We start from the raw sequence: 21506 nt of genomic DNA, 5'->3' as shown, positions 1-21506 counted from the left end.
GCCGTGCTGTCTGGGTCGATTTCATGCGTTTCCGTTCGCGCCTTCTGGCCGGAGCCTGCGTTTCAACCGTGCTGACGGCGGGGGGCGCATACGCCCAGACGCAGCAGGCGACCGAGCAGGTCGAGGATGTCGTCGTCACCGGATCTCGGCTGGCGGGGGCGGACCGGATCGCCCCGGTGGAGGTGCTGGATCGGCGGACGCTTCAGGCGGCGGGCGTCGACGACGCGTCGCGGATGCTGGCCCTGTTCACCGCCAACTCGGGCTCCGAAGCCCAGATCGACCAGTTGAACCAGCCGCAAAGCTCCGGCACGGCCCAGTTCAATCTGAGGAACCTGGGGCTCGGTTCGACCCTGGTGCTGGTGGACGGACAACGCTGGACCAACAGCGCGGTCGTGGCGACGGACGGTTCGGCCTATGTCGACATCAACTCCCTGATCCCCATGATCGCGCTGGAGCGGGTCGAGGCGGTCAAGGACGGCGCCTCGGCCATCTACGGGTCGGACGCGGTGGCGGGCGTGGTGAACTTCGTCACGCGTCGCCGGGTCGAGCGGCCGGAGGTCAGCGTCAACTATTCCGCAGCCGACGGGTCGGACCAGACGACGGTTCAGGCGATCGGCGGGCTGGAGGTGTTCGGCGGCGACCTGACCCTGGCGGCGTCGCATCTGCATCGCTCGGCCCTGGGCTCGGACGAGCGCGACTTCACCCAGGCGAGGCGGTACGGCCGGGCGGCCTGGACGGCGGTGACCAGCTATGGCCAGCCGGGGTCCTATTTCCGGCCGAGCACCAACGGGTTCGCGCCCGATCCGGCGTGCGGCAATCCGGCCTTCTCCGAGGCCTATCGCAACAGCGCGACGGACAGCTTCTGTCGCTTGGACTATTCGGACTTTTTCGACCTGGTGCCGGAGGAGACGCGGACGCAGGGCTTCGCGGACTATCGCAAGGCCGTGGGGACGGTCGACGTCTGGCTGCAGGGGGCGTGGTCCTCGACCGAGACGGTGGCGCGGCAGTCGCCGTCCCTGCCGATCCTGGCGCGGTCGCTCAGCGTGCCGGCGACCCATCCCGACAATCCGTTCGGCGAGACGGTGCTGTTCCGGGGACGCATCCTGGGCGCGGAGGCCGGGGCGTCGCAGGCGGAGTTCGCCTATGAGACCTGGCGTCTGGCGGGCGGGGCGTCGGGCGATTTCGAGAACGGATGGACCTGGGACCTGTCGGCGACGGCGAGCCGCCAGCATGTCGCCTATGACAAGCCCGACACCATCGGCAGCGCGCTGCAGAATGCGCTGAACGGTGTGGGCGGCCGATACTTCAATCCGTTCGGTAGCGCGGCCCTGGGGACCGGGACGGCGAACAGCGCCGAGCTGATCGACAGTCTGATCGGCTACACCGGACTGCGCGGAGCGGCCGGGCTGGTCACCCTGGATGCCTCGGTCGGAGGCGAGGCCCTGGCCTGGTCAGGCGGGTCTTTGTCGCTGGCGATGGGGGGGCAGTATCGGAAGCGCAGCTTCCGTCACGACTGGAGCGATCTGGTCAATGCGGGCGACCTGCTGACCGCGGGCTTCTCGCCGGACTTCGAGCGGGACCAGGAGACGCTGGCCGCCTTCGCCGAGGCCCGACTGAAACTGGGCAGCCGCATGGAGGCGCAGTTCGCCGGACGCTACGAGACCTATGACGGCGATGAGGGCGAGTTGAGCCCCAAGGTGGCGGTGCGGTGGGATGCGACCGAGACGCTGGCGGTGCGCGCGGCCTGGAGCCAGGGGTTCCGGGCGCCGTCGGTCTATGCCCTGACGGGGGCGCAGGCGTCGCAGCCGTCGGTCTTCGATCGCGGGGCCTTCGTGTTCGTCAACACCCTGACTTCGGGTGACGCGGACCTGCGGCCGGAAGAGTCGCGGAGCCTGACGCTGGGGGCCGTCTGGCAGCCGATCGAGGGGCTGGAGCTCAGCGTCGACGCCTGGCGGTTCGACTACGAGAACCTGGTGGTGAAGGAGGCCGCGCAGGCGATCCTCGACCAGGCCGCGGCGGATCAGGCGGCGGGGCGGACGGGCACGCCGGCTCAAGGCCGCATCACCCGTTCGGCCAGCGGCGCCCTGACCTTCGTGCAGCTCTATTTCATCAATGCCTCCTCGATCGAGACGGAGGGGCTGGATCTGGCGGCGCGCTACGGGCGGGATCTGTTCGGCGGACGGGCCACGCTGTCGGCGAACTGGACCCATGTGGACCGCTATGACGTGCGGCTGGCGGCGGGCGCGGCCGTGGTGTCGGGCGTCGGTTCGACCAACCTGGCCAACATCGGCCGGTCCCTGCCGGCGGATCGTGGCGAGTTCGGTCTGGGGTGGAGCGATGCGGTCCAGAGCGTGACGGCGCTGGTTCACTACACGGCCGGCTACAACAATGATCGCAGCGGCATCACCGACACGACGATCGCCAGCCAGACCACGCTGGACCTGCTCTATAGCCGGTCGATCGGCGAGGCGCTAGAGCTGTCGCTGGGGGTGGTCAATGCCACGGATCGCGATCCGCCGCTGGCCCAGTTCACCCTGGGCTATGATCCCGTCGTCGCCGATCCGCGCGGGCGGGTGTTCAGCGTCGGCCTGAAGCGGACCTTCTAGACAGCGAAAAGCCCCCGGACCGTCGCGGTCCGGGGGCTGTTGGTTTCAGCCTCTAGAAGTCGACGCGTGCCGAGAGCCAGAGGCGGCGCGGCTCCTGGTTGTTGGCGTATTCCGTGCCGTAGGCGACGGGCGCGCCATAGGGGATCAGGGTCACGAAGTCCTTGTCGAAGACGTTGTAGACCACGGCGTTGAGCGTGACCCGGTCGTTGACCTCATACGAGCCGCCGAGGTGGAAGAGCTCAAAGGCCTTGTAGTCGCCGAGCGCGACGCGGGCGGCGCCTTCGCCCCGGTAGCGTTCGGACTGGTACTCGCCCCGGATCCAGGTCGAGAGACGGTCGGTGGTTTGCCAGGCGAGGCGGGCGTTGAACATGTGTTCGGGCGTGTCGGTCAGAGGCTGGCCGGCCGAGGCGCCCGACTTCTGTTCGCTCTCGGTGTAGGTGTAGTTGGCGCTGACGCTCCAGTCGGTGGCGAAGCCCCAGCGGACCGCGGCCTCGGCCCCGCGCGTCACGGCCTCGTCGATGTTGACGCTCTGGCCGAAGGTCGCCGAGCTCGGGAAGAAGCCGACGTCGGTGCAGCCCGTCTTGTTGTAGTTGCCCGCCGCATAGTTGGCGGCAGTGACGCCGAAGGCGCAGTTGGTCAGGGCCGGGCCCGAGGCGATTTTGTCCTCGAACTGATTGTCGAAGATCGTGAAACTGGCGCGGAAGTCGTCGCGGTTGTCATAGAAGACGGCGACCTCGGTGGCCGTCGAGGTCTCCGGCGTCAGGCCGGGCGAACCCAGGAGCGGGATGCGGCCCTGGCCGCCGAAGCCGTTGATGCCGGGGGCCAGCTGTTCCAGGCGCGGGGTCTTGAAGCCCTGGCTGACGCCGCCTTTGACCGTCCAGTAGGCGTTGGCGTTCCAGACCAGATAGGCGCGCGGGCTGAAGTGGTCGCCGAAGGTGGAGTGGTTGTCGTAGCGACCGCCCAGCGTCAGGGCGAGCGTATCGGTAAAGCGCCATTCGTCTTCGGCGAATACGGCCCATTGGGTGAACTCGAAGTCCGTCGGGGCGACCCCGTCGGTCATGGTCGCGTCCCAATATTGGCCGCCCAGGGTGAAGGTGTGGTTGCGCCACTGCGAGGACAGCTTGGTGTCGAAGATGACACTCTCGGTTTCCAGCGTGCGGGCCGTGCCGGCGCCCGGGACGCCCGGCGGTACGATGCGGCCGTCGGTCGAGGTCTGGCCGTAGGAGAGGGTGCTTTGCAGCTCGCCGAAGCCGAGACGCCAGTTGTGGGCCAGGACCGCCTGATCGCGGTTGAACTCCAGCGCGTCGGAATAGCCGCCGGCCAGGGTGTTTGTGCCGAGCTGACCGTTGGCATTGTCGTACCACTGACGCGACACATCGACGTCCAGCCACAGATCGTGGTCGGGATTGGGGGTCAGGCTGAGGCGGCCGCCCAGGGTCCAGATCTCGCTTTCGGTCGAGCTGCGGCCAAAGCCGGTGACCGGGCTGGTGACGCCGTTGACGGTCTCATAGGTCAGGGCCGACTGTTCGCGGGTCAGGTAGGAGCCACGAATGGCGGCTCCCAGGACGTCGGCGACCAGAGGGCCGTTGGCGTAGACGTCGCCGCCGTAGAGGTTGCCGAACTCGTCGTCACCCTGCAGCGTGGCGTTGGTGGAGACCGAACCCTGCCAGGTGTCACTGACCTTCCTGGTGATGATGTTGACCACGCCGCCGATGGCGTCCGAGCCGTAGAGGGTCGAAACCGGGCCGCGCACGACTTCGATCCGTTCGATGGAGGAGACGGGCGGCAGGAAGCTGGTCGAGGTTTCGCCGAAGCCGTTCGGGGTGACGCTGCCGGCCGTGTTCTGGCGGCGGCCGTCGATCAGGATCAGGGTGTAGTCCGAGCCCAGGCCGCGCATGTTGATGGTCAGGCCGCCGGTCTTGCCGACGGGTGCGCCGACATCGACGCCGGGGACGTCGGACAGGATCTCCGCGATAGAGCCCGCGCGCTGGCTGCGGATGGTCTCGCCCGAGATCAGGCTGATGGAGGCAGGGGCCTGTTCGATCCGCTGTTCGAACCCGGAGGCGGTGACGACGACATCCTCGACCTCGGCGGCGTCTTCGCGGGCGGGGGCGACCGACTGTGCCAGGGCCGGCAGGGCGAAGGCGCCGGCGGCGAGAACGGTGGAAACGAACAGATGACGGTGGCGCACTTTGATCCCCTAGTTGCGAGTGCGTCTCAATCTATTTCGCAACTGGGAAAGGCAAGGCTTGCGGCGGGGGCGCGACAATCCACCGCTGGCCGTGCGGCCTTGCAGCAGAGCGCCTCGCTTCCGCCGCTGAGGGCCGCTAGAGGTCTCTGCATGGTCTGGAACGGGCGCCCTTGGGCGGCGTTGTCGGCTCGCCCCTCACATTAGGTCGTCCATGAAAATCCGCGTCCGCGCCGAACTCGTCTATCGCTTCGATCCTCCGACGGATGCGATCTACAAGATTCAGGTCGCGAACTGGCCGGGTCAGGACATCCTGGAAGAGCGGCTGACGGTCACGCCGCCTCAGGATCTGCACGAGGACGAGGACACCGAGTTCGGCGCCCGTACGCTGCGTGCGCGTCTCGCCGACGAGGTCAGGCTGACCTATGAGGCGGTGGTTGATAACGGCCGGCTGCTGGGCCTGCCGCCGGGGGTGACGCAGCACGACTGGAACGACCTGCCGGCGGAGGTGCTGACCTATCTGTGGCCCAGCCGCTACTGCCCGTCGGACCAATTCGGCCGGTTCGTCGAGCGCCAGTTCGGCGAGACCAACGGCGGCGAGCGGGTGCTGGCGATCCTGAACTGGATCACCGAGAACCTCGACTATGAGCGCGGCGTGTCGGACTCGGAGACGACGGCGGCGCGGACCTTCATCGACCGGGCCGGGGTGTGCCGCGACTTCACCCATATGGGCATCACCCTGTGCCGCGCGTCGGGGATTCCGGCTCGGGCGGTCAGCGCCTATGCGCACCAGCTGAATCCGCCGGACTTCCACGCCATCTTCGAGGTCTGGCTGTCGAACGGCTGGTGGCTGGTCGATCCGACGGGACTGGCGCCGATCGAGGGGCTGGTGCGGATCGCGTGCGGGCGCGACGCGGCGGACATCGCCTTCCTGTCCACCCAGGGGACCTGCGAGATGGTCTCTCAGTCGATCACGGCCGAGGCGGTGGAGGACTATTCCGTCGAGGCGCGATCGGACCTTCTGCGCGCCTGATAGGTCTCGATGAAGTCGAGGCGGCGCAGGACCTTGTTCTGCGGGTCGATCACGACGTGGGCGCCTGTCGGGACGCGAACGGAGCCGCGACCTCCGGTCATGGCGACCGTTTCGACCCGGCCATCGACGGAGACCTCTACCGGCATGCGGAAGTCGCCGCCGTCGCCGGTCGTCCATGATAGGGTCAGGGTCTCGCCCTCGCGCGCCTCGTTCAGGACCGGCAGGGCCGCCTGATAGAGGTAGCCGCGGAAGAACCAGTTGTAGTCCTTGCCCGTGACGTCGTTGACGATGCGCAGGAAGTCGGGCGTCGAGCGGTAGATGGGCTCGAAATTGCCCGGGCGCGGATCGGGGCGGCCGTAGACCAGGGTGGTCACCGAGCGGAAGAAGGCCTCGTCGCCGATCAGCATCCGCAGGGAATGGGCGATCAACGAGCCCTTGGAATAGATGTCGTTGCCGGGCCCGACCTGGCCGTCATAGACCTCGCCCTCGCTCTTGAGTTCGCCCGAGACGACGGGGAAGCGGTTGATCAGGCCCGCCTGCTGATCGGCCAGCTCGGTCTGCATATAGCGGTCGCCGTGCAGCCAGGCGCCGTAGAGGGGCTGCATGTAGGAACCCAGCCCCTCGTGCAGCCACATGTCGTCGGCGTTCGAGTTGGTCATCTGATTGCCGAACCACTCGTGGGCCAGTTCGTGCTGCAGCAGCCAGTCATAGCCCTTGCCGTCCAGCCGATAGCTGTTGCCGTAGGCGTTGATGGTCTGGTGCTCCATGCCCAGGTGCGGGGTCTCCACCACGCCCATCTTCTCGTCCGAGAACGGGAAGGGGCCGACCGTGGCCTCGTAGAAGTCCATCTGCTGCGGGAACTCCGCGAACAGGGCGGCGGCGCGGGCCGGGTCGTCGGAGTTCAGATGCCAGAAGGACATCGGGAAGCTGTTGCCGAAGCGACTGCGGTAGTCGGTCTTCAGCTCTGTGTAAGGCCCGATGTTGAGGGCGACGGCATAGGTGTTGGGCTGGGCCGCCGACCAGTTCCAGGTGGTCCAGCCGTCGCCGTGATCCTGGGTTCCCAAGAAGCGGCCGTTGGACGGGGCGGACAGGCCGGTCGGGACGGTGATGTGCAGATCGACGCGGCCGGGCTCGGCCAGCGGGCTGTCGATACAGGGCCAAAACAGGTCGCAGCCCTCGCCCTGTACCGCCGTGGCGATCCAGGGTTCGCCGCCGGGCGCGGTCGACCAGACGAAGCCGCCGTTCCAGGGCGCGCGCGGCGCGACGCGGGGGTGGCCGGAATAGGCGATGGTCAGGGTCGCCGACTGGCCCGCAGCGAGCGGGGTGACGAGGGGGACAGTCATCCTCCCCTCGGGATTGGTCCAGCCGGTCACGGCCTGACCGCCAACCGACACCTCGGACACCGTGAAGACCGTATCCAGCTCGACCACCAAGGCCGAGACCGGGGCGGTGGCGGTGAAGTCCAGCACGGCGACCGCGTCGATCGCCTTGTCGTCGGGGATGACCTTGATGGACAGGTCGGCCTTGTCGAACCGGACCGCCAGTTGCTCGCGCGTGCGCGGCTGGTCGGTCGCCAGGGTGAAGGGCGTCGACTGGGGCGCCGTCGGCTCCTGGGCGAGGGCGGGGCTCGCCGCCACAAGGAGGGCGGCGGCGGTCAGGGCGGTGCGCATGTCGGGTCTCAGTTGGCGGAGCGAGCGGCGCGTTCGGCGGCGGCGCGCTCCCGTTCGGCACGGTTGTAGGCCTGAAGGTCGTCTATGACGTCCAGCTGGCGCAGCAGCTTGTTCTCGGGATCGATCAGCAGGGTCGCCTTGGCCGGGACCGGAACCGTCGCGCCGCCGTTCGGGACCGCCACGGTCTGAAGCTGGCCATCGACCTCGATCTCGACCGGCATGGGGAAGGCACCGCCGTCGCCGGTGGTCCAGCTGAGCGTCAGCTGATCGCCCTCGCGCGTCTGGTTCAGGACCGGAAGGGCGGCCTGATACAGATAGGCGTCGAAGAACCAGTCGTAGTCGCGGCCCGTGACCGATTTGACGATGGCGTTCATCTCGCGCGTCGAGCTGAGCTGGGGCGTGAAGTTGCCGGGACGCGGGTCGGGGCGTCCGTACACCAGACGGCGGATGACTTCGTAGAAGTCCTCGTCGCCGATCGTCATCCGCAGCGTGTGAGCGATCAGCGAGCCCTTGTTGTAGATGTCGCCGCCGGGACCTTCGGAGCCGCCATAGACCTGATTGACCGTGCGGTTGGTCTGGGAGACCACGGCGAAGCGGTTCGCCAGGCCCTCGCGCTGCCCCTTCAGTTCGGCCTGCATGTAGCGCTCGCCGTGCAGGAACCGGGCGTAGAGCGGCTGCATATAGGTGCCCAGCCCCTCGTGCAGCCACATGTCGTCGGCGTTGCGATTGGTCAGCTGGTTGGCGAACCACTCGTGGGCGAACTCGTGCTGCAGCAGGGTGTCGTAGCCCTGGGCCGAGATGCGGTACTCGTTGCCGTAGGCGTTGATCGTCTGGTGTTCCATCCCGAGGTAGGGCGTCTCGACCACCCCCATCTTGGACTCGCCGAACGGATAGGGGCCGATGGTCGATTCGAAGAAGTCGAGCATGGGGGCGAACTCGGCGAACAGCCGGGCGACCTTGGCCGGGTCGTCCGAACGCAGGTGCCAGTAGTGCATCGGGATGGTGTTGCCGAACCGGCTTTCGTAGGGAGCCGTGACCTCCTCGTAGGGACCCACGTTGATCATCCCGGCGTAGATGTTCGGTGTCTTGATGCTCCAGCTCCAGGTCTTGGTGCCGTCGGCGTTCTCGGTCATGCCGGTGAAGACGCCGGGGCCGGGGGCGGAGACATTGCCCGGGGTGGTGACATGCATGTCCAGCTGGCCGGGCTCGGCGTTGGAGTTGTCGATGCAGGGCCAGACCAGGTCGCAGCCGTTCAGCTGGACCGCCGTGCCGATCCAGGGCTCTCCGGTCGGGGCGGTCGACCAGACCCAGCCGCCGTTCCAGGGCGCACGCGGTGCGACGCGGGGGGCACCGGCGTAGGCGATGGTCAGGGTCGGGGTGGCGCCCTCGGCCAGACCGGCGGGAACCTCGACCGTCAGGCGGCCCTCAGGATTGGACCAGCGATCGGCGGGGACCACCTGTCCGTCCAGCCGGACCTCCGAGATGGTGAACAGGGTGTCCAGTTCGACGGCCAGCCGCTGGATGGGGGCCAGGACGGTGAAGTCGAGGACCGAGACGCCTTCGATCGACTTGGTCTCCGGCAGGATCTTGATGGAGACATCGGCCTTGTCGAAGCGGACGGCCTCCTGCTCGGGCGAGCGCGGGTTGTCGGTCTCGAGAGTGAAGGCGGTGGGCTGTCGCGCCGGCGTGTCCTGAGCCAAGGCCGGACCAGATGCCAGCAGGCATGCAATCACAGTCAGGCTCGCTGTCAGCAAAATCGATCGGGCCATGGGCCACTCCCCTCGTCAGAACCACCCTCATCGTGCACCCCGGCGAAGGCCGGGGTCCAGATGGAAAAGGCAGTCTCAGAGCGGAGTCCCGGACTTTGATCCGAGCCGACGGCATCGGTGATCTGGACCCCGGCCTTCGCCGGGGTGCGCGGGGAGATCTGGAGCAAAGAAAAAGGCCGGTGTTTCCACCGGCCTCGCTCAGATTTCGTGGTCCGTCACAACTTAGGCGGCGGCTTGCTCAGCCAGCTTGGCCTTGATCTGACGCTTGATGCGCTGGGCCGTGAGCGACAGCTTCTCGTCGTTGGCCTTGACGATGAAGGCGTCCAGGCCGCCCTTGAAGTCCAGGGTGCGCAGGGCGGCGTTCGAGATACGCAGCGAGTACGACTGGCCCAGGGCTTCGGAAGCCAGCTTGACCTTCTTCAGCGACGGCAGAAAGCGACGCTTGGTCTTGATGTTCGAGTGGCTGACCGAGTGGCCGACCATCGGCCCGACACCGGTGAGTTCGCAACGACGCGACATCGTTTGATCCTTGAGGTGGCGCCGTTCCGAACCGTGGAGGGCGCATGAAACAAATGCGCGCGAGGTGGACCCCCGCGCGAGAGGGGGCCGTATAGAGGAAGCGATCCCGAGACGTCAAGGGTTTGGAGGCGTCGAAGCGACTCTTCCGGTTCCAGCGTTCATGCGTCGTTCAAACGCCGCGTTTCAATGCTTAAGGTGTTCGGGACTGTCCCGAGGATGAGATCCACGATGACCCTGCCTTCCGTCCTGATGCGCGCCGTCGCCGTCGCCGCTCCTGCATTGGCCGGAGCAATCTTGCTGGCCGCGCCATCGTCTCCATCACAGGCCCAGGCCGCGGCGACCGAGGTCCTGCCGGGCTACTGGGAATACACGACCAGCGCAGTGGGCATCCGGTCGACGGAGACGAAATGCGTGCGTCCTTCCGAGATCAACCGCTTCTTCGGGGGTCTGTCGACGCGTCGCTGGCAGTGCGTCTATCCCACACGGGTGGTCGGAGGCGGCACGGCGCGGTTCGAGGGAACCTGCACCGACCCTCGCGGACGTCGTGTGAACGTGCGGCTCGGCGGCTCCTACCAGCAGGAAAACTTCCGCTTCACCGGGGGTGCGCAGCTGGCGCGCGGGACGCCCTATTTGCCGGCGAGCATCACAGCGCGTCGGGTGGCTGCGGTCTGCCCGGCCGGCGCCGAGTATTTCTGAGGGCAGGTTGCGGCGCTCTCCCTCCCGCGAGGGGGAGAGAGGCATAAAAAAAGGCCCCGGATCGCTCCGGGGCCTTTTTCGCGCAGTGATCCGCGAGGGATTATGCGGCTTCTGCTTCTTCTTCCGCTTCAGCAGCCTCGGCGGCGGCGATGACGGCCTTCTTGGCGCTCAGCGACTTGGACAGAAGCTGGACGGCGGCGTCCTTGTCGATGCGGTTGGCGGCGGCGACTTCGCGCGCCATCCGGTCCAGGGCCGATTCATAGAGCTGACGCTCCGAATAGGACTGTTCCGGCTGCGAGTCGGCGCGGTGCAGGTCGCGGACCACTTCGGCGATCGAGATCAGGTCGCCCGAGTTGATCTTGGCTTCGTATTCCTGGGCGCGACGCGACCACATGGTGCGCTTGATGCGGGCGCGGCCCTTGAGGACGGTCAGGGCCTTGGACACGGTGTCCTCGGCGGCCAGGGTGCGCAGACCGGCCGTCTTGGCCTTCTTGGTCGGGACGCGCAGGGTCATCTTCTCGTGGTCGAAGGTCACGACATAGACTTCCAGCGACATGCCGGCCACTTCCTGGGTTTCGACTGCGGCGACCTTGCCGACGCCGTGAGCCGGATAGACGACAGCGTCGCCAACCTTGAATTCCAGAACGCTCTTGGTGGTCATGTCATTCCTTTCCCGGACGCAGGGGCAGGGCATCGAAGGCGCGAATAACAATTGCTTCCAGACCGGCGACGGGGGTCGCCGATCGGAATGATGCAGTCGTCAAACGTGGAAACGGATCACCCAACCTCTGGCCGACCTCGTCTTCATGGACGAGGTTCTGTCGCAAACGCGGGCGGCGCGCCTAAACGCATTCCGCCCGACCCAATGTGAAGGAACATATCACAAAACGAGGCAATTTCAAAACGTCGCGTGCGCCGGTTGACGAACCGTCGCTATTCCTGACCCGGAACTCGGCCGCAGGTCGAAAGGCGTCAGGAGCCCTTGCCGGGCTTGGGTGAGAAATATTTCTCGAACTTGCCCGTCTCGCGCTCGAACTGTTCCTTGTCGGCGGGCGGCGTGCCCTTGACCGTGATGTTCGGCCAGACCTTGGCGTATTCGGCATTGACCTGCAGCCACTTGCCGTCGGGCTCGTCCTCGGTGTCGGGGACGATGGCGTCGACCGGGCATTCGGGTTCGCAGACGCCACAGTCGATGCATTCGTCGGGCGCGATGACCAGGAAGTTCTCGCCCTCGTAGAAGCAGTCCACCGGGCAGACCTCGACGCAGTCCATGAACTTACATTTCACGCAGGCGTCGGTGACGATGTAGGTCATGGGCGGGCGAAGGTCGGCTTTGCGAGGGGAGCGGGAGGGCTCTTGCGAGCGTGCGGGACATGACCCCGGCGGGGTCCGGTGTCAACCGAAGTGAACCCTGAACGGTGTTCGACACTTGTGTCTGCGACCAGACGTCTTATTTGCATCAGTGCTGATTGCAGTTATGCCATCCCTATCCTCAACCGGAGTCCACCCATGATGAACCGCCGCCTGCTCGCTCGCACCGCCGTCGCGGGCGCCCTGACGCTCAGCCTCGTCGGCGGGGTCGTGACCGCCCAGACCGCCGCCACGCGCGTCCCCGCCGAGGTTCAGGCCGGGACCTACAAGCTGGATCCCGGCCACGGAAAAATCACTTGGAAGGTCAATCACCTGGGCTTTTCGACCTACATCGGCCAGTTCATCAACGTGTCGGCCGACCTGACGCTGGACCCCTCCAATCCGGCCAACTCGACCCTGACGGCCACGGTGCCGCTGGCCGACGTGGCGCCGAACGACGACGGCCTGAAGGCGCACCTGCAGACGCCTGACTTCTTCAATACGGCCGAGTTCCCGACCGCGACCTTCGTCGCCAAGTCGATCGTGGTGGACCGTGAAGATCCGACCGAGGCCGATGTGATCGGCGACCTGACCCTGCACGGCGTGACCCGGTCGGTGACGCTCGAGGTCGAGTTCAACCAGGCCGGCCCGTCGATGGGCAACACCTACAAGGTCGGCTTCGACGGCGAGACCACCATCCGCCGTTCGGAGTTCGGCATGAGCTACGGCCTGCCGGCCATCGGCGACGAGGTCGAGCTTCACATCGAAGGCGAGTTCGTCAAACAGCCCTGAAGACGCCTACCGCTCGCCGCTTGAGGCGGGCTCGGTCTCCCCGAGGGGAGAGTAGAGGGCGCGGGCCTCCGCCGGAGGTCCGCGCCGTTCGCCCAGGGCCTCTATCCGAAGGGATGTGACGCGGCCGTTCTGGGCGAAGGTCAGATCGTCGCCCGGATGGACGCATCGGCTGGGTTTATCGAGGCGGGTCTGCTTGCCGCGATGGGTGAGGCGGACCGCGCCGCGCTCGACCAGGTCGGCGGCCAGCCCCCGCGTCTTCACGAAGCGCGCGCGCCACAGCCAGATATCCACGCGGACGCTGTCGTCGCTCATCGGAGCCCGACGGCAGGGATTGCCGATTCGGAAACGTCAGGCTGATTGCCGATATCGCAGGCTTGGCGAACCGCCAAAATTATCCGTGGTGAAGTGCCAACAGCGCCAATCCTCTCGCCGAGGCGGCAAAGCCGGCATTGTGGGTGGGCGCTCAAGTCGCGGCCTTCTTCCGCCTCGGGCGCTTACGGCGGGCAGGCTGGGCAGGCGCCGTCAGTTCGGCGAGCTTGGCGAAGGGCGAATCGGGACGAACCACGACGGGTTTTCCCTCGCGGTCGGGCATCTGGGCGCGGACCGTCTTGAGGGCGGACCAGATGGCCTTGGCGTCGCCGGCGGCCCATCCGAGGGATTTCAGGGCCTCGTCGGAGAGGTTTCCCTTATTCTCGCGGCGCAGGTCGGAGGCGCGTTCGAGGTCCTCCACAGGCACGGCCCACCGACCGGCGGGGCGGACGCCGAAGGCGGACAAAGCGCGCATCGACGGGGCGGGAATGGGCAGGAGGGTCAGGCCCTCCGCTTTCGCGCGGAAGGGCTCGGCGGCGGCGAAGGCCTGGGACAGGGCACGGCCGCGCGGCTTCAGCGCGCCGGGTAGCCAGACGGAATGGGTTCCGACGCGGATGGCGAAGGTCTTGATGGTGCGGCGCTCGACCTGGCTGAGGGCGGCGAGGTCGCGTTCGACGTCGCGGCGGTCGATGACGCCGCCGGCCTCCAGCAGCCGGAAGGCGATGCCGCGCGGCAGGCCCTTGATGGCACCGGATTCGATGGCCTGTTTCAGGCGGCGGAGGTCGCGCAACGCCCGACCCGCCTCGGCCGCCAGCCAGGCCTCGATACGGCGTTGGGCTCGGTCGCGGGCGGCCTGGGGGCCCAGGTCGCCGATCAGGCGGACGCGAGGGCTGAAGGGGTCGGTGTTCGTGACCTTCGCGGCGAGTGCGCCGGACCACAGGACATCGCCCTCGGGCGTAACCGAGAAGGCGTCGTCGGCGTCTGAGGCCAGCTTGCCGAGGCGGCGGGCGATCTCGGGGCCGACGGCGCGGAGGGCGGCGGTCTTCAGGGTGCGGTCGGCCAGGGCCGAACCTCCGGCGGCGGCGGCGAACCGGACGCCCTCCAGATGACCCACGGCCTCGCCGTCCACGGTGACGACCCCGTCGTCGGCGACCTCGGCCATCGTGCCTTCGCGGTCGTGGAGGGAGCGCATCAGGGCGGTGGTCTTGCGATCCACGAACCGGGCGGTGAGGCGTTCGTGCAGGACGTCGGACAGCCGGTCCTCGAGCGCGCGGGTGCGGTCGCGCCAGCCCTTGTTCCCCTCCAGCCAGTCGGGGCGGTTGGCGATGTATGACAGGGTGCGGACGCCCGCGAGCCGGGCCGAGAGCTGGTCGATCTGGCCGTCGTCGCGGTCGACCTCGGCGAAGCGGGGGGCGAACCAGTCGTCGGTCAGGCGGCCGCGCTTGCCGGTCAGGGCGTGGAAGACGTCGCGCGACAGGCGGACATGCTCCTCCAGCGTCGTCTTCTGGAAGTCGGGCAGCTGGCAGGCTTCCCATAACCGCATGATGGTCCCGCGCGACCGGCCGATGCGCTTGACCTCGTCGTCCTGCATGGCCCGGCGCAGCAGGGTTTCGTCCAGGGCCTGTCCGGTCAGCTTAAGGCCGGGGACGCCCGGCGTCTGAACCAGGGAGCGCAGCAGGTCGGGCAGGGTGTCGAAGTCGAGACGGGCGTTCCGCCACTCGATGGCCTGGATGGGATCGAAGCGGTGCTCGACGACCTGTTCGACCAGGTCTTCGTCCAGCTCCTCGGCCTCGCCGGTGACGCCGAAGGTGCCGTCGCGGATGTGGCGTCCGGCGCGGCCGGCGATCTGGGCGATCTCGTGGGCATGGAGCCAGCGGGTGCGGCGGCCGTCGAACTTGCGCATCCCGGCGAAGGCGACATGGTCGACGTCCATGTTCAGACCCATGCCGATGGCGTCGGTGGCGACCAGGAAGTCGACCTCGCCCGACTGGAACAGTCCGACCTGGGCGTTGCGGGTGCGGGGCGAGAGCGAACCCATGACCACGGCGGCACCGCCGCGCTGGCGCCGGATCAGTTCGGCGATGGCGTAGACCTGATCGGTGCTGAAGGCGACGATGGCGCTGCGGCGGGGCAGGCGGGTCAGTTTCTTGGAGCCGGCATAGGTCAGATTCGACAATCGCTCGCGGGTGATGATCTCCAGATCGGGGATCAGGCGGCGCATCAGGGGGGCCATGGTCGCGGCGCCCAGGAACATGGTCTCGAACCGGCCGCGCGCGTGCAGCAGGCGGCTGGTGAAGACGTGGCCTCGCTCGGGGTCGGCGGCGAGCTGGATTTCGTCGATGGCCAGGAACTCGACTTCGCGCTCCAGCGGCATGGCCTCGACCGTGCAGACCCAGAAGTGGGGGCGGGGCGGGATGATCTTTTCCTCGCCGGTGATCAGGGCGACGGCGTTGGCGCCCCGCAGCTTGACGATCCGCTCGTAGATCTCGCGCGCCAAGAGACGCAGCGGCAGGCCGATCATGCCGGACGCATGGCCCAGCATCCGCTCGACCGCGAGGTGGGTCTTGCCGGTGTTGGTAGGCCCCAGCACCGCGACGACGCGGGATGGGGCGAGGCCGGTGGGGCGGTCGCTCATGGTAAGGATAAGGTGGCGATTCGCCGACGGTTCCTCAAGCGGCGTCGGATGTCTTTCCCCCTGCCCGGGGAGGGGACGGATCGATCAGTGAATGCTCTCGCCGTGCTGGGAGTAGTCGAGGCCCTCGACTTCGCTGTCCTTGGTCGGGCGCAGGCCGGTGGTGAACTTGCAGACCATCAGGACCACGAAGGTGCCGATCGCGCTCCAGGCGATGACGGCGACCAGGCCGACGATCTGTTTCACGATGTCGGCGCCCTCAGCCACGCCGTTGATGGCCGTGGTCGCGAAGACGCCCGTCAGGATCGCGCCGACGATGCCGCCGACCCCATGGATACCGAAGGCGTCCAGGCTGTCGTCGTACTTCAGGGCGTGCTTGAGCCAGACCGCGCCGGCGTAACAGGCAGGCCCGCCGATCAGGCCGATCAGGAAGGCGCCCTTGGGATCGACGAAACCGGCCGCCGGTGTGATGGCGACGAGGCCGCCGACGATACCGGACAACAGGCCCAAGAGGGTCGGACGCTTCTTGTCGATCCACTCGATGACCATCCAGCCGAGCGCGGCGGCTGCGGGTGCGATGATCGTGTTGAGCGCGGCGACGGCGGCGATGCCGTCGGCGGCCCAGGCGCTGCCGGCGTTGAAGCCCAGCCAGCCGACGAACAGCAGGCCCGTGCCGATGGCGGTGTAGGCGAGGTTGGCGGGGGCCATATTGTCTCGCCCGAACCCGTGGCGCGGGCCCAGCACGAGGGCGCAGACGAGGCCTGCGACGCCCGCATTGACGTGGACGACCGCGCCGCCCGCGAAGTCGAGCACGCCCCAGGACCCGAGATATCCGCCGCCCCAGACCTGATGGCAGATCGGGGCATAGACGATCAGGTGCCACAGGGCGAAGAAGAGCAAGGAGGCCGAGAACTTCATCCGCTCGGCGAAGGCGCCGGCGATCAGGGCCGGGGTGATGATGGCGAAGGTCAGCTGGTAGGCGATCCAGAGATATTCGGGCAGGGCGGGGGCCAGGCTGTGGGCCGTATTGATCCGCACGCCGTCGAGGAAGACCGCCTGCAAGCCGCCGATAAAGCCGTTGGTCAGTTGGCCGGATGAGCCGAACGACAGGCTGTAGCCGGCGATGAACCACAGGATGGTCACCACCATCAGGGAGGCCGTCGAGGCCGCGATGGTGGCGATGATGTTCTTCTTCCTGACCATGCCGCCGTAGAACAACGCCAGCCCGGGCAGGGTCATCATCAGGACGAAGGCGGTCGAGACGAGGATCCAGGCCGTCGCCGCGCCGTCGATGACGAGCGGCGCCTGATGGGCGAGGAGGGTGGGCGCGGCGAGGGTCATCGGCGGGGAGGCCTCAGGAACGTCAGTACAGACGGATCATGCTGGGACCGCTTCGCCCTGGTCAAGCTTGCGCTCGGCCTCGGCCACCGGGGTCGGGACGATGCGCACGAACCGCTTCAGGTTCTCACTCCACGACCCCAGCAGACGGCGGGCAAGCGGTGACCCGGTCGCGGCGAGGTGGGCTTCGATCAGGGTCTTCAGGCGTTCGCCGGCCGCCTGAGTGACCGGGGCGAACGACGCCAGGTCGCCGTTGAGCGCCAGACCCGTGCGGCCCGCCTCGTCGAGTACGAACAACTCCCCGCCCGACATGCCGGCGGCCAGGTTCCAGCCGACTGGACCCAGGATCGCGACGCGTCCGCCGGTCATGTATTCGCAGGCGTGGGCGCCGGCGCCCTCGACCACGGCCTCGGCGCCGGAGTTCCGGACCGCGAACCGCTCGCCCGCCGAACCGGCGACGAACAGGCGGCCGGAGGTGGCGCCATAGAGGGTGGTGTTGCCGATGGCGGGCTGGTTCTCGCGCCACTCGATGGGTTTGACCACGATGTCGGCGCCGGACAGGCCTTTGCCGACATAGTCGTTGCCCTCGCCGGTCAGCTCAAGCTTCAGACCCTTGGCTGCGAAGGCGCCGAAGGACTGGCCGGCCGAGCCCTGCAGCTTCAGGGTCAGGACGCCGGTCGGGCCGGTCGGGCCCCAGCGGCGCACGATGGCCGAGGAAACGCCCGCGCCGATGGTGCGCATGACGTTGGAGATCGGATAGGTCAGCTCCGACGTCTGGCCGCGATCCAGGAAGGCCCAGGCGTCGTTGAGGACGCGGGCGTCGAGCGTCGGCGGAACCTCGGCGCGTCCCTTTTCGGCCCACATCTTCTTCTCGGCCGCCTCCACGCGGACCAGGAGAGGGTTGAGGTCGAGGTCGTCCAGATGGGTGCCGCCGCGACGGACCTGACGCAGCAGGTCGGTGCGACCGACGATCTCGTCCAGCGACCGCGCGCCCAGCATGGCCAGGTATTCGCGGACCTCCTCGGCGATGAAGGAGAAGAGGTTGACGACCTTGTCGGCCGTACCTGTGAACTTCTCGCGCAGGCGTTCGTCCTGGGAGCAGACGCCGACGGGGCAGGTGTTGGAATGGCACTGGCGCACCATCAGACAGCCCATGGCGATCAGGGACGCCGTGCCGATGTTGAACTCCTCGGCGCCCAGGATGGCGGCGATGACGATGTCGCGGCCGGTCCGCATGCCGCCGTCGGCGCGGACTACGACGTGGCTGCGCAGGTTGTTGAGACTGAGAACCTGATGGGTCTCGGCCAGGCCGATCTCCCACGGCAGGCCCGCGTGCTTGATCGACGACTGGGGCGAGGCGCCCGTGCCGCCGTTGTGACCGGCGATCAGGATGGCGTCCGCCTTGGCCTTGGCCACGCCCGAGGCGATGGCGCCGATGCCCGAGGCGGAGACCAGTTTCACCGTGACGCGGCAGTCGGGATTGATCGACTTCAGGTCGTAGATGAGCTGGGCCAGGTCCTCGATCGAATAGATGTCGTGGTGCGGCGGCGGCGAGATCAGGGTCGTGCCGGGCGTCGAGTGGCGCATCCGGGCGATGAACTCGGTGACCTTGAAGCCGGGCAGCTGGCCGCCCTCGCCGGGCTTGGCGCCCTGGGCGACCTTGATCTCGATCTCGCGGCACTGGTTCAGGTATTCGGCGGTGACGCCGAACCGGCCCGACGCGATCTGCTTGACCGCCGAGTTCATGTTGTCGCCGTCCGGGCGGGTGGCGTAGCGGTCCGGATCCTCGCCGCCTTCGCCCGAGACCGAGCGGGCGCCGATACGGTTCATGGCGACGTTGAGGACGCCGTGGGCCTCAGGCGACAGGGCACCCAGCGACATGCCGGGGGTCAGGAAGCGCTTACGGATATCCGAGACGCTTTCGACCTCGGAGACAGGGACCGGCTTCAGGCCTTCGCGCCAGTCGAGCAGGTCGCGCGGGGCGTTATCCGGCTGTTCGCGGACGGCCTCGGAGTACTGCTTGAAGCGCTTGTAGTCGCCGCGATTGCAGGCGTCCTGCAGCAGGTGGATGGTCTTGGCGTCGTGGGCGTGGCTTTCCTGGCCCGCGCGGATGCGGAAGAAGCCGCCGACTGCGGGCGAGGGGGTGGCCTCGGTCCAGGCGGCGGTGTGGCGCTCGATCGCGGCGCGCTCCAGACCGGCCAGGCCGATGCCGGAGATGCGCGACGGGGCGCCGGGGAAGAACTCGGCCGTGACGGCGCGGCTCAGGCCCAGCACCTCGAACTCGCAGCCGCCGCGATAGGCGGAGATGACGCTGATGCCCTTGCGGGCGAGCGTCTTCATCAGGCCGGCCTCGAGCGCGCCCTTGTAGTTCAGGCAGGCGCGGTTCAGCGACAGGCCCGGATAGGCGCCGCGATCCAGACGTTCCTGGAACATCTCCTGCGCCAGCCAGGGATTGACGGCCGTGGCGCCTACGCCGACGAGGACGGCGAAGCCGTGCGGATCCAGCACCTCGGACGAGCGCACGACGATGGAGACGAAGCTGCGCAGGCCGGTGTCGGTCAGGCGGCCGTGGGCGCCCGCCGTCGCCAGGATCATCGGCACGGACAGACGCGTGTCGGAGGCCTGGTCATCCGTCAGGACGATCAGGTTGGAGCCGTCGCGGACGGCGGCTTCGACCTCTTCCTTGATGCGGTCCAGCGCGGTCCGCAGGCCCTGGCCGGGCCGGTCGCCTTCTGCCGGCATCGGATAGGAACAGTCGATCGTCACGGTCGATCCGGCGCCCACGACGTCGAGCAGCCTGTCGAACATGCCGGTGGTCAGGACCGGGCTGTCGAGGACGAAGACGTCGGTCTGGGCCTCTTCCTCTGCGAGGATGTTGCCGAGGTTCTTGAACCGGGTCTTCAGGCTCATGGCCCCCGCTTCACGCAGCGGATCGATGGGCGGGTTGGTGACCTGGGAGAAGTTCTGACGGAAGTAGTGCGCCAGCGGCCGGGGCAGGGCGGACAGGACCGCCGGTGGCGTGTCGTCGCCCATCGAGCCGACCGCCTCCTTGCCGTCCCGGATCATCGGATCCAGCAGCATGTCGAGATCTTCGCGGCTGTAGCCCGCCGCGATCTGACGGCGGGTCAGGACCTCGCCGGTGGCGGCGCGCGGCTCGGGTCCGGGGCCGATGATCGGCTCCAGATCGACCATGTTCGCCAGCCACTCCGTGTACGGATGATCGGCGGCCAGGGCGTCGATGGTCTCGATCTCGTCGAGCAGGACACCGTTCTGGAGATCGGCCACGATCATGCGGCCGGGGCCGATGGGCAGGCGGCGCTTGATGCGGCTTTCCGGCAGTCCGGCGAGGCCCGCTTCGGAACCGGCCAGCAGCAGGCCGTCATGGGTCTCCATGGCGCGCAGCGGACGCAGGCCGTTGCGGTCCTTGCCGCAGACGATCCAGCGGCCGTCGGTGGCGCAGATGGCGGCCGGGCCGTCCCATGGCTCCATCACGGCGTTGCAGTAGGCGTAGAGGGCGCGGTGCTCGGGCTTCATCAGGCCCTCGTCCTTGGCCCAGGCCTCGGGGATCAGCAGGGCCTTGGCCATGGGCGCCGGACGGCCAGCGCGGACCAGGACCTCGAAGACGTTGTCCAGAGCGGCGCTATCGGAGCCGCCTGGTTGGACGACCGGCTTCACGGCCTCGTCATGGTCGCCGAACGCCTGGGCCGTCATGCGGATCTCGTGCGACCGCATCCAGTTCAGGTTGCCCTTCAGCGTGTTGATCTCGCCGTTGTGAGCTAGCATCCGGAACGGCTGGGCCAGCCGCCACTCGGGGAAGGTGTTGGTCGAATAGCGCTGGTGGAAGATGGCGTAGGCGGACTGAAAAGTCGGATCCAGCAGGTCGGGATAGAGCTGGTCCAGCAGCTCGGCGCGGACCATGCCCTTGTAGATCAGCGACCGCGCCGACAAGGAGCAGATGTAGAATCCGGGCACGCTCTCGGCCGCGACCGCGCTCTCGATGCGGCGGCGGACCAGATAGAGTTCGCGCTCCAGCGCCTCTCCGTCTTCGGCCAGGTCGGCGGGGACGGCCAGCATGATCTGTTCGATTTCGGGCCGGGTGGCATCCGCCTTTGAGCCCACGACGCTGAGGTCGATCGGGGTCTGGCGCCAGCCGTAGATGGTGAACCCGGCGCGCAGGACTTCGGTCTCGACGATGGCGCGTGCGCGGTCCTGGGCGCCCAGGTCGGTGCGCGGCAGGAAGATCTGGCCGATGGCGATCGGACCGGGACGCAGGGTCTGGCCGATGACGCGGACCTGTTCGGCGAAGAAGGCTTGCGGCGCCTCGACCATCAGGCCGGCGCCGTCGCCCGACAGGCCGTCGGGATCGACCGCGCCCCGGTGGGCAACGTTTTTCAGCGACTTGATGGCCAGCTCGACGACCTCGCGGCGCGGCACACCGTCGATGGCGGCGACGAGGCCTACGCCGCACGCGTCCTTCTCCGACGACGGCTGGTAGGCGTGGGCGTCGATCAGGCGCTGGCGGTCTGTTTCGTATTTCTGGAGCCAAGTCATTTCAGTCACTTCCCAATCCGCTCATCCCCGCGAAAGCGGGGACCCAGTTCTTT

At 67.8% G+C, this 21506-nt stretch carries 14 protein-coding genes; 4 read left to right on the top strand and 10 right to left on the bottom strand.

Annotated features, from left to right (window positions below; genetic code table 11):
* The first annotated feature begins 23 nt into the window (after positions 1-23).
* Complete coding sequence (locus tag ACW171_RS08930; protein ID WP_492092823.1) at positions 24-2606, top strand: TonB-dependent receptor domain-containing protein; 2583 nt, start codon at positions 24-26, stop codon at positions 2604-2606.
* A gap of 52 nt (positions 2607-2658) precedes the next feature.
* Here the strand turns inward: ACW171_RS08930 and ACW171_RS08925 are convergent, their stop codons facing one another.
* A complete protein-coding gene (locus tag ACW171_RS08925) occupies positions 2659-4797 on the bottom strand; it encodes a TonB-dependent receptor domain-containing protein (RefSeq protein ID WP_492092822.1) in 2139 nt (712 codons plus the stop codon).
* 211 nt (positions 4798-5008) lie between these two features.
* On the opposite strand from ACW171_RS08925, the gene ACW171_RS08920 reads away from it, so the two are divergent.
* Positions 5009-5827: a transglutaminase-like domain-containing protein gene (locus ACW171_RS08920; RefSeq protein WP_492092821.1), complete on the top strand. Its 819-nt coding sequence runs from the start codon at positions 5009-5011 to the stop codon at positions 5825-5827.
* Here the strand turns inward: ACW171_RS08920 and ACW171_RS08915 are convergent.
* The 3 genes from ACW171_RS08915 to rpmB all read right to left on the bottom strand — a co-directional run bounded on the left by ACW171_RS08915 (position 5788) and on the right by rpmB (position 9785).
* Positions 5788-7497 carry a M1 family metallopeptidase gene (locus tag ACW171_RS08915; protein ID WP_492092820.1) on the bottom strand — a complete coding sequence of 570 codons (1710 nt, stop codon included), beginning with the start codon at positions 7495-7497 and terminating at the stop codon, positions 5788-5790. The genes ACW171_RS08920 and ACW171_RS08915 overlap by 40 nt on opposite strands.
* A gap of 8 nt (positions 7498-7505) precedes the next feature.
* Positions 7506-9266 carry a M1 family metallopeptidase gene (locus tag ACW171_RS08910; RefSeq protein WP_492092819.1) on the bottom strand — a complete coding sequence of 587 codons (1761 nt, stop codon included), beginning with the start codon at positions 9264-9266 and terminating at the stop codon, positions 7506-7508.
* Between the two features lie 222 nt (positions 9267-9488).
* A complete protein-coding gene (gene rpmB, locus ACW171_RS08905) occupies positions 9489-9785 on the bottom strand; it encodes a 50S ribosomal protein L28 (protein WP_492092818.1) in 297 nt (98 codons plus the stop codon).
* 228 nt (positions 9786-10013) lie between these two features.
* On the opposite strand from rpmB, the gene ACW171_RS08900 reads away from it, so the two are divergent.
* The gene (locus ACW171_RS08900) at positions 10014-10481 is read left to right on the top strand and encodes a DUF3617 domain-containing protein (RefSeq protein ID WP_492092817.1); all 468 of its coding nucleotides are present in this window, start codon (positions 10014-10016) and stop codon (positions 10479-10481) included.
* Positions 10482-10581: 100 nt separating this feature from the next.
* Here ACW171_RS08900 and ACW171_RS08895 read toward each other — a convergent pair whose 3' ends face one another.
* Positions 10582-11142, bottom strand: coding sequence for a CarD family transcriptional regulator (locus ACW171_RS08895; protein ID WP_492092816.1), 561 nt, complete (start codon positions 11140-11142; stop codon positions 10582-10584).
* A 311-nt stretch (positions 11143-11453) separates the two neighbouring features.
* Positions 11454-11795 (bottom strand): ferredoxin FdxA, encoded by a 342-nt coding sequence (gene fdxA, locus ACW171_RS08890; RefSeq protein WP_271085209.1) that lies wholly within the window; start codon positions 11793-11795, stop codon positions 11454-11456.
* Positions 11796-11993: 198 nt separating this feature from the next.
* On the opposite strand from fdxA, the gene ACW171_RS08885 reads away from it, so the two are divergent.
* Positions 11994-12623, top strand: coding sequence for a YceI family protein (locus tag ACW171_RS08885; RefSeq protein ID WP_492092815.1), 630 nt, complete (start codon positions 11994-11996; stop codon positions 12621-12623).
* 6 nt (positions 12624-12629) lie between these two features.
* Here ACW171_RS08885 and ACW171_RS08880 read toward each other — a convergent pair whose 3' ends face one another.
* From ACW171_RS08880 to gltB, 4 genes are all read right to left on the bottom strand, one after another.
* Positions 12630-12935 (bottom strand): RNA-binding S4 domain-containing protein, encoded by a 306-nt coding sequence (locus tag ACW171_RS08880; RefSeq protein WP_492092814.1) that lies wholly within the window; start codon positions 12933-12935, stop codon positions 12630-12632.
* Between the two features lie 151 nt (positions 12936-13086).
* Complete coding sequence (locus ACW171_RS08875) at positions 13087-15567, bottom strand: helicase-related protein (RefSeq protein ID WP_492092813.1); 2481 nt, start codon at positions 15565-15567, stop codon at positions 13087-13089.
* An 84-nt stretch (positions 15568-15651) separates the two neighbouring features.
* On the bottom strand, positions 15652-16905 hold the full coding sequence (locus tag ACW171_RS08870) for an ammonium transporter (protein WP_492092812.1): 1254 nt from the start codon (positions 16903-16905) through the stop codon (positions 15652-15654).
* 36 nt (positions 16906-16941) lie between these two features.
* On the bottom strand, positions 16942-21453 hold the full coding sequence (gene gltB / locus ACW171_RS08865; protein WP_492096610.1) for a glutamate synthase large subunit: 4512 nt from the start codon (positions 21451-21453) through the stop codon (positions 16942-16944).
* Positions 21454-21506: the final 53 nt, after the last annotated feature.

The organism is Brevundimonas sp. FV1ye28 (assembly GCF_058681135.1).
The sequence above is the reverse complement of the archived record's forward strand: the minus strand, read 5'-3'. Positions and strand labels throughout refer to the sequence as shown.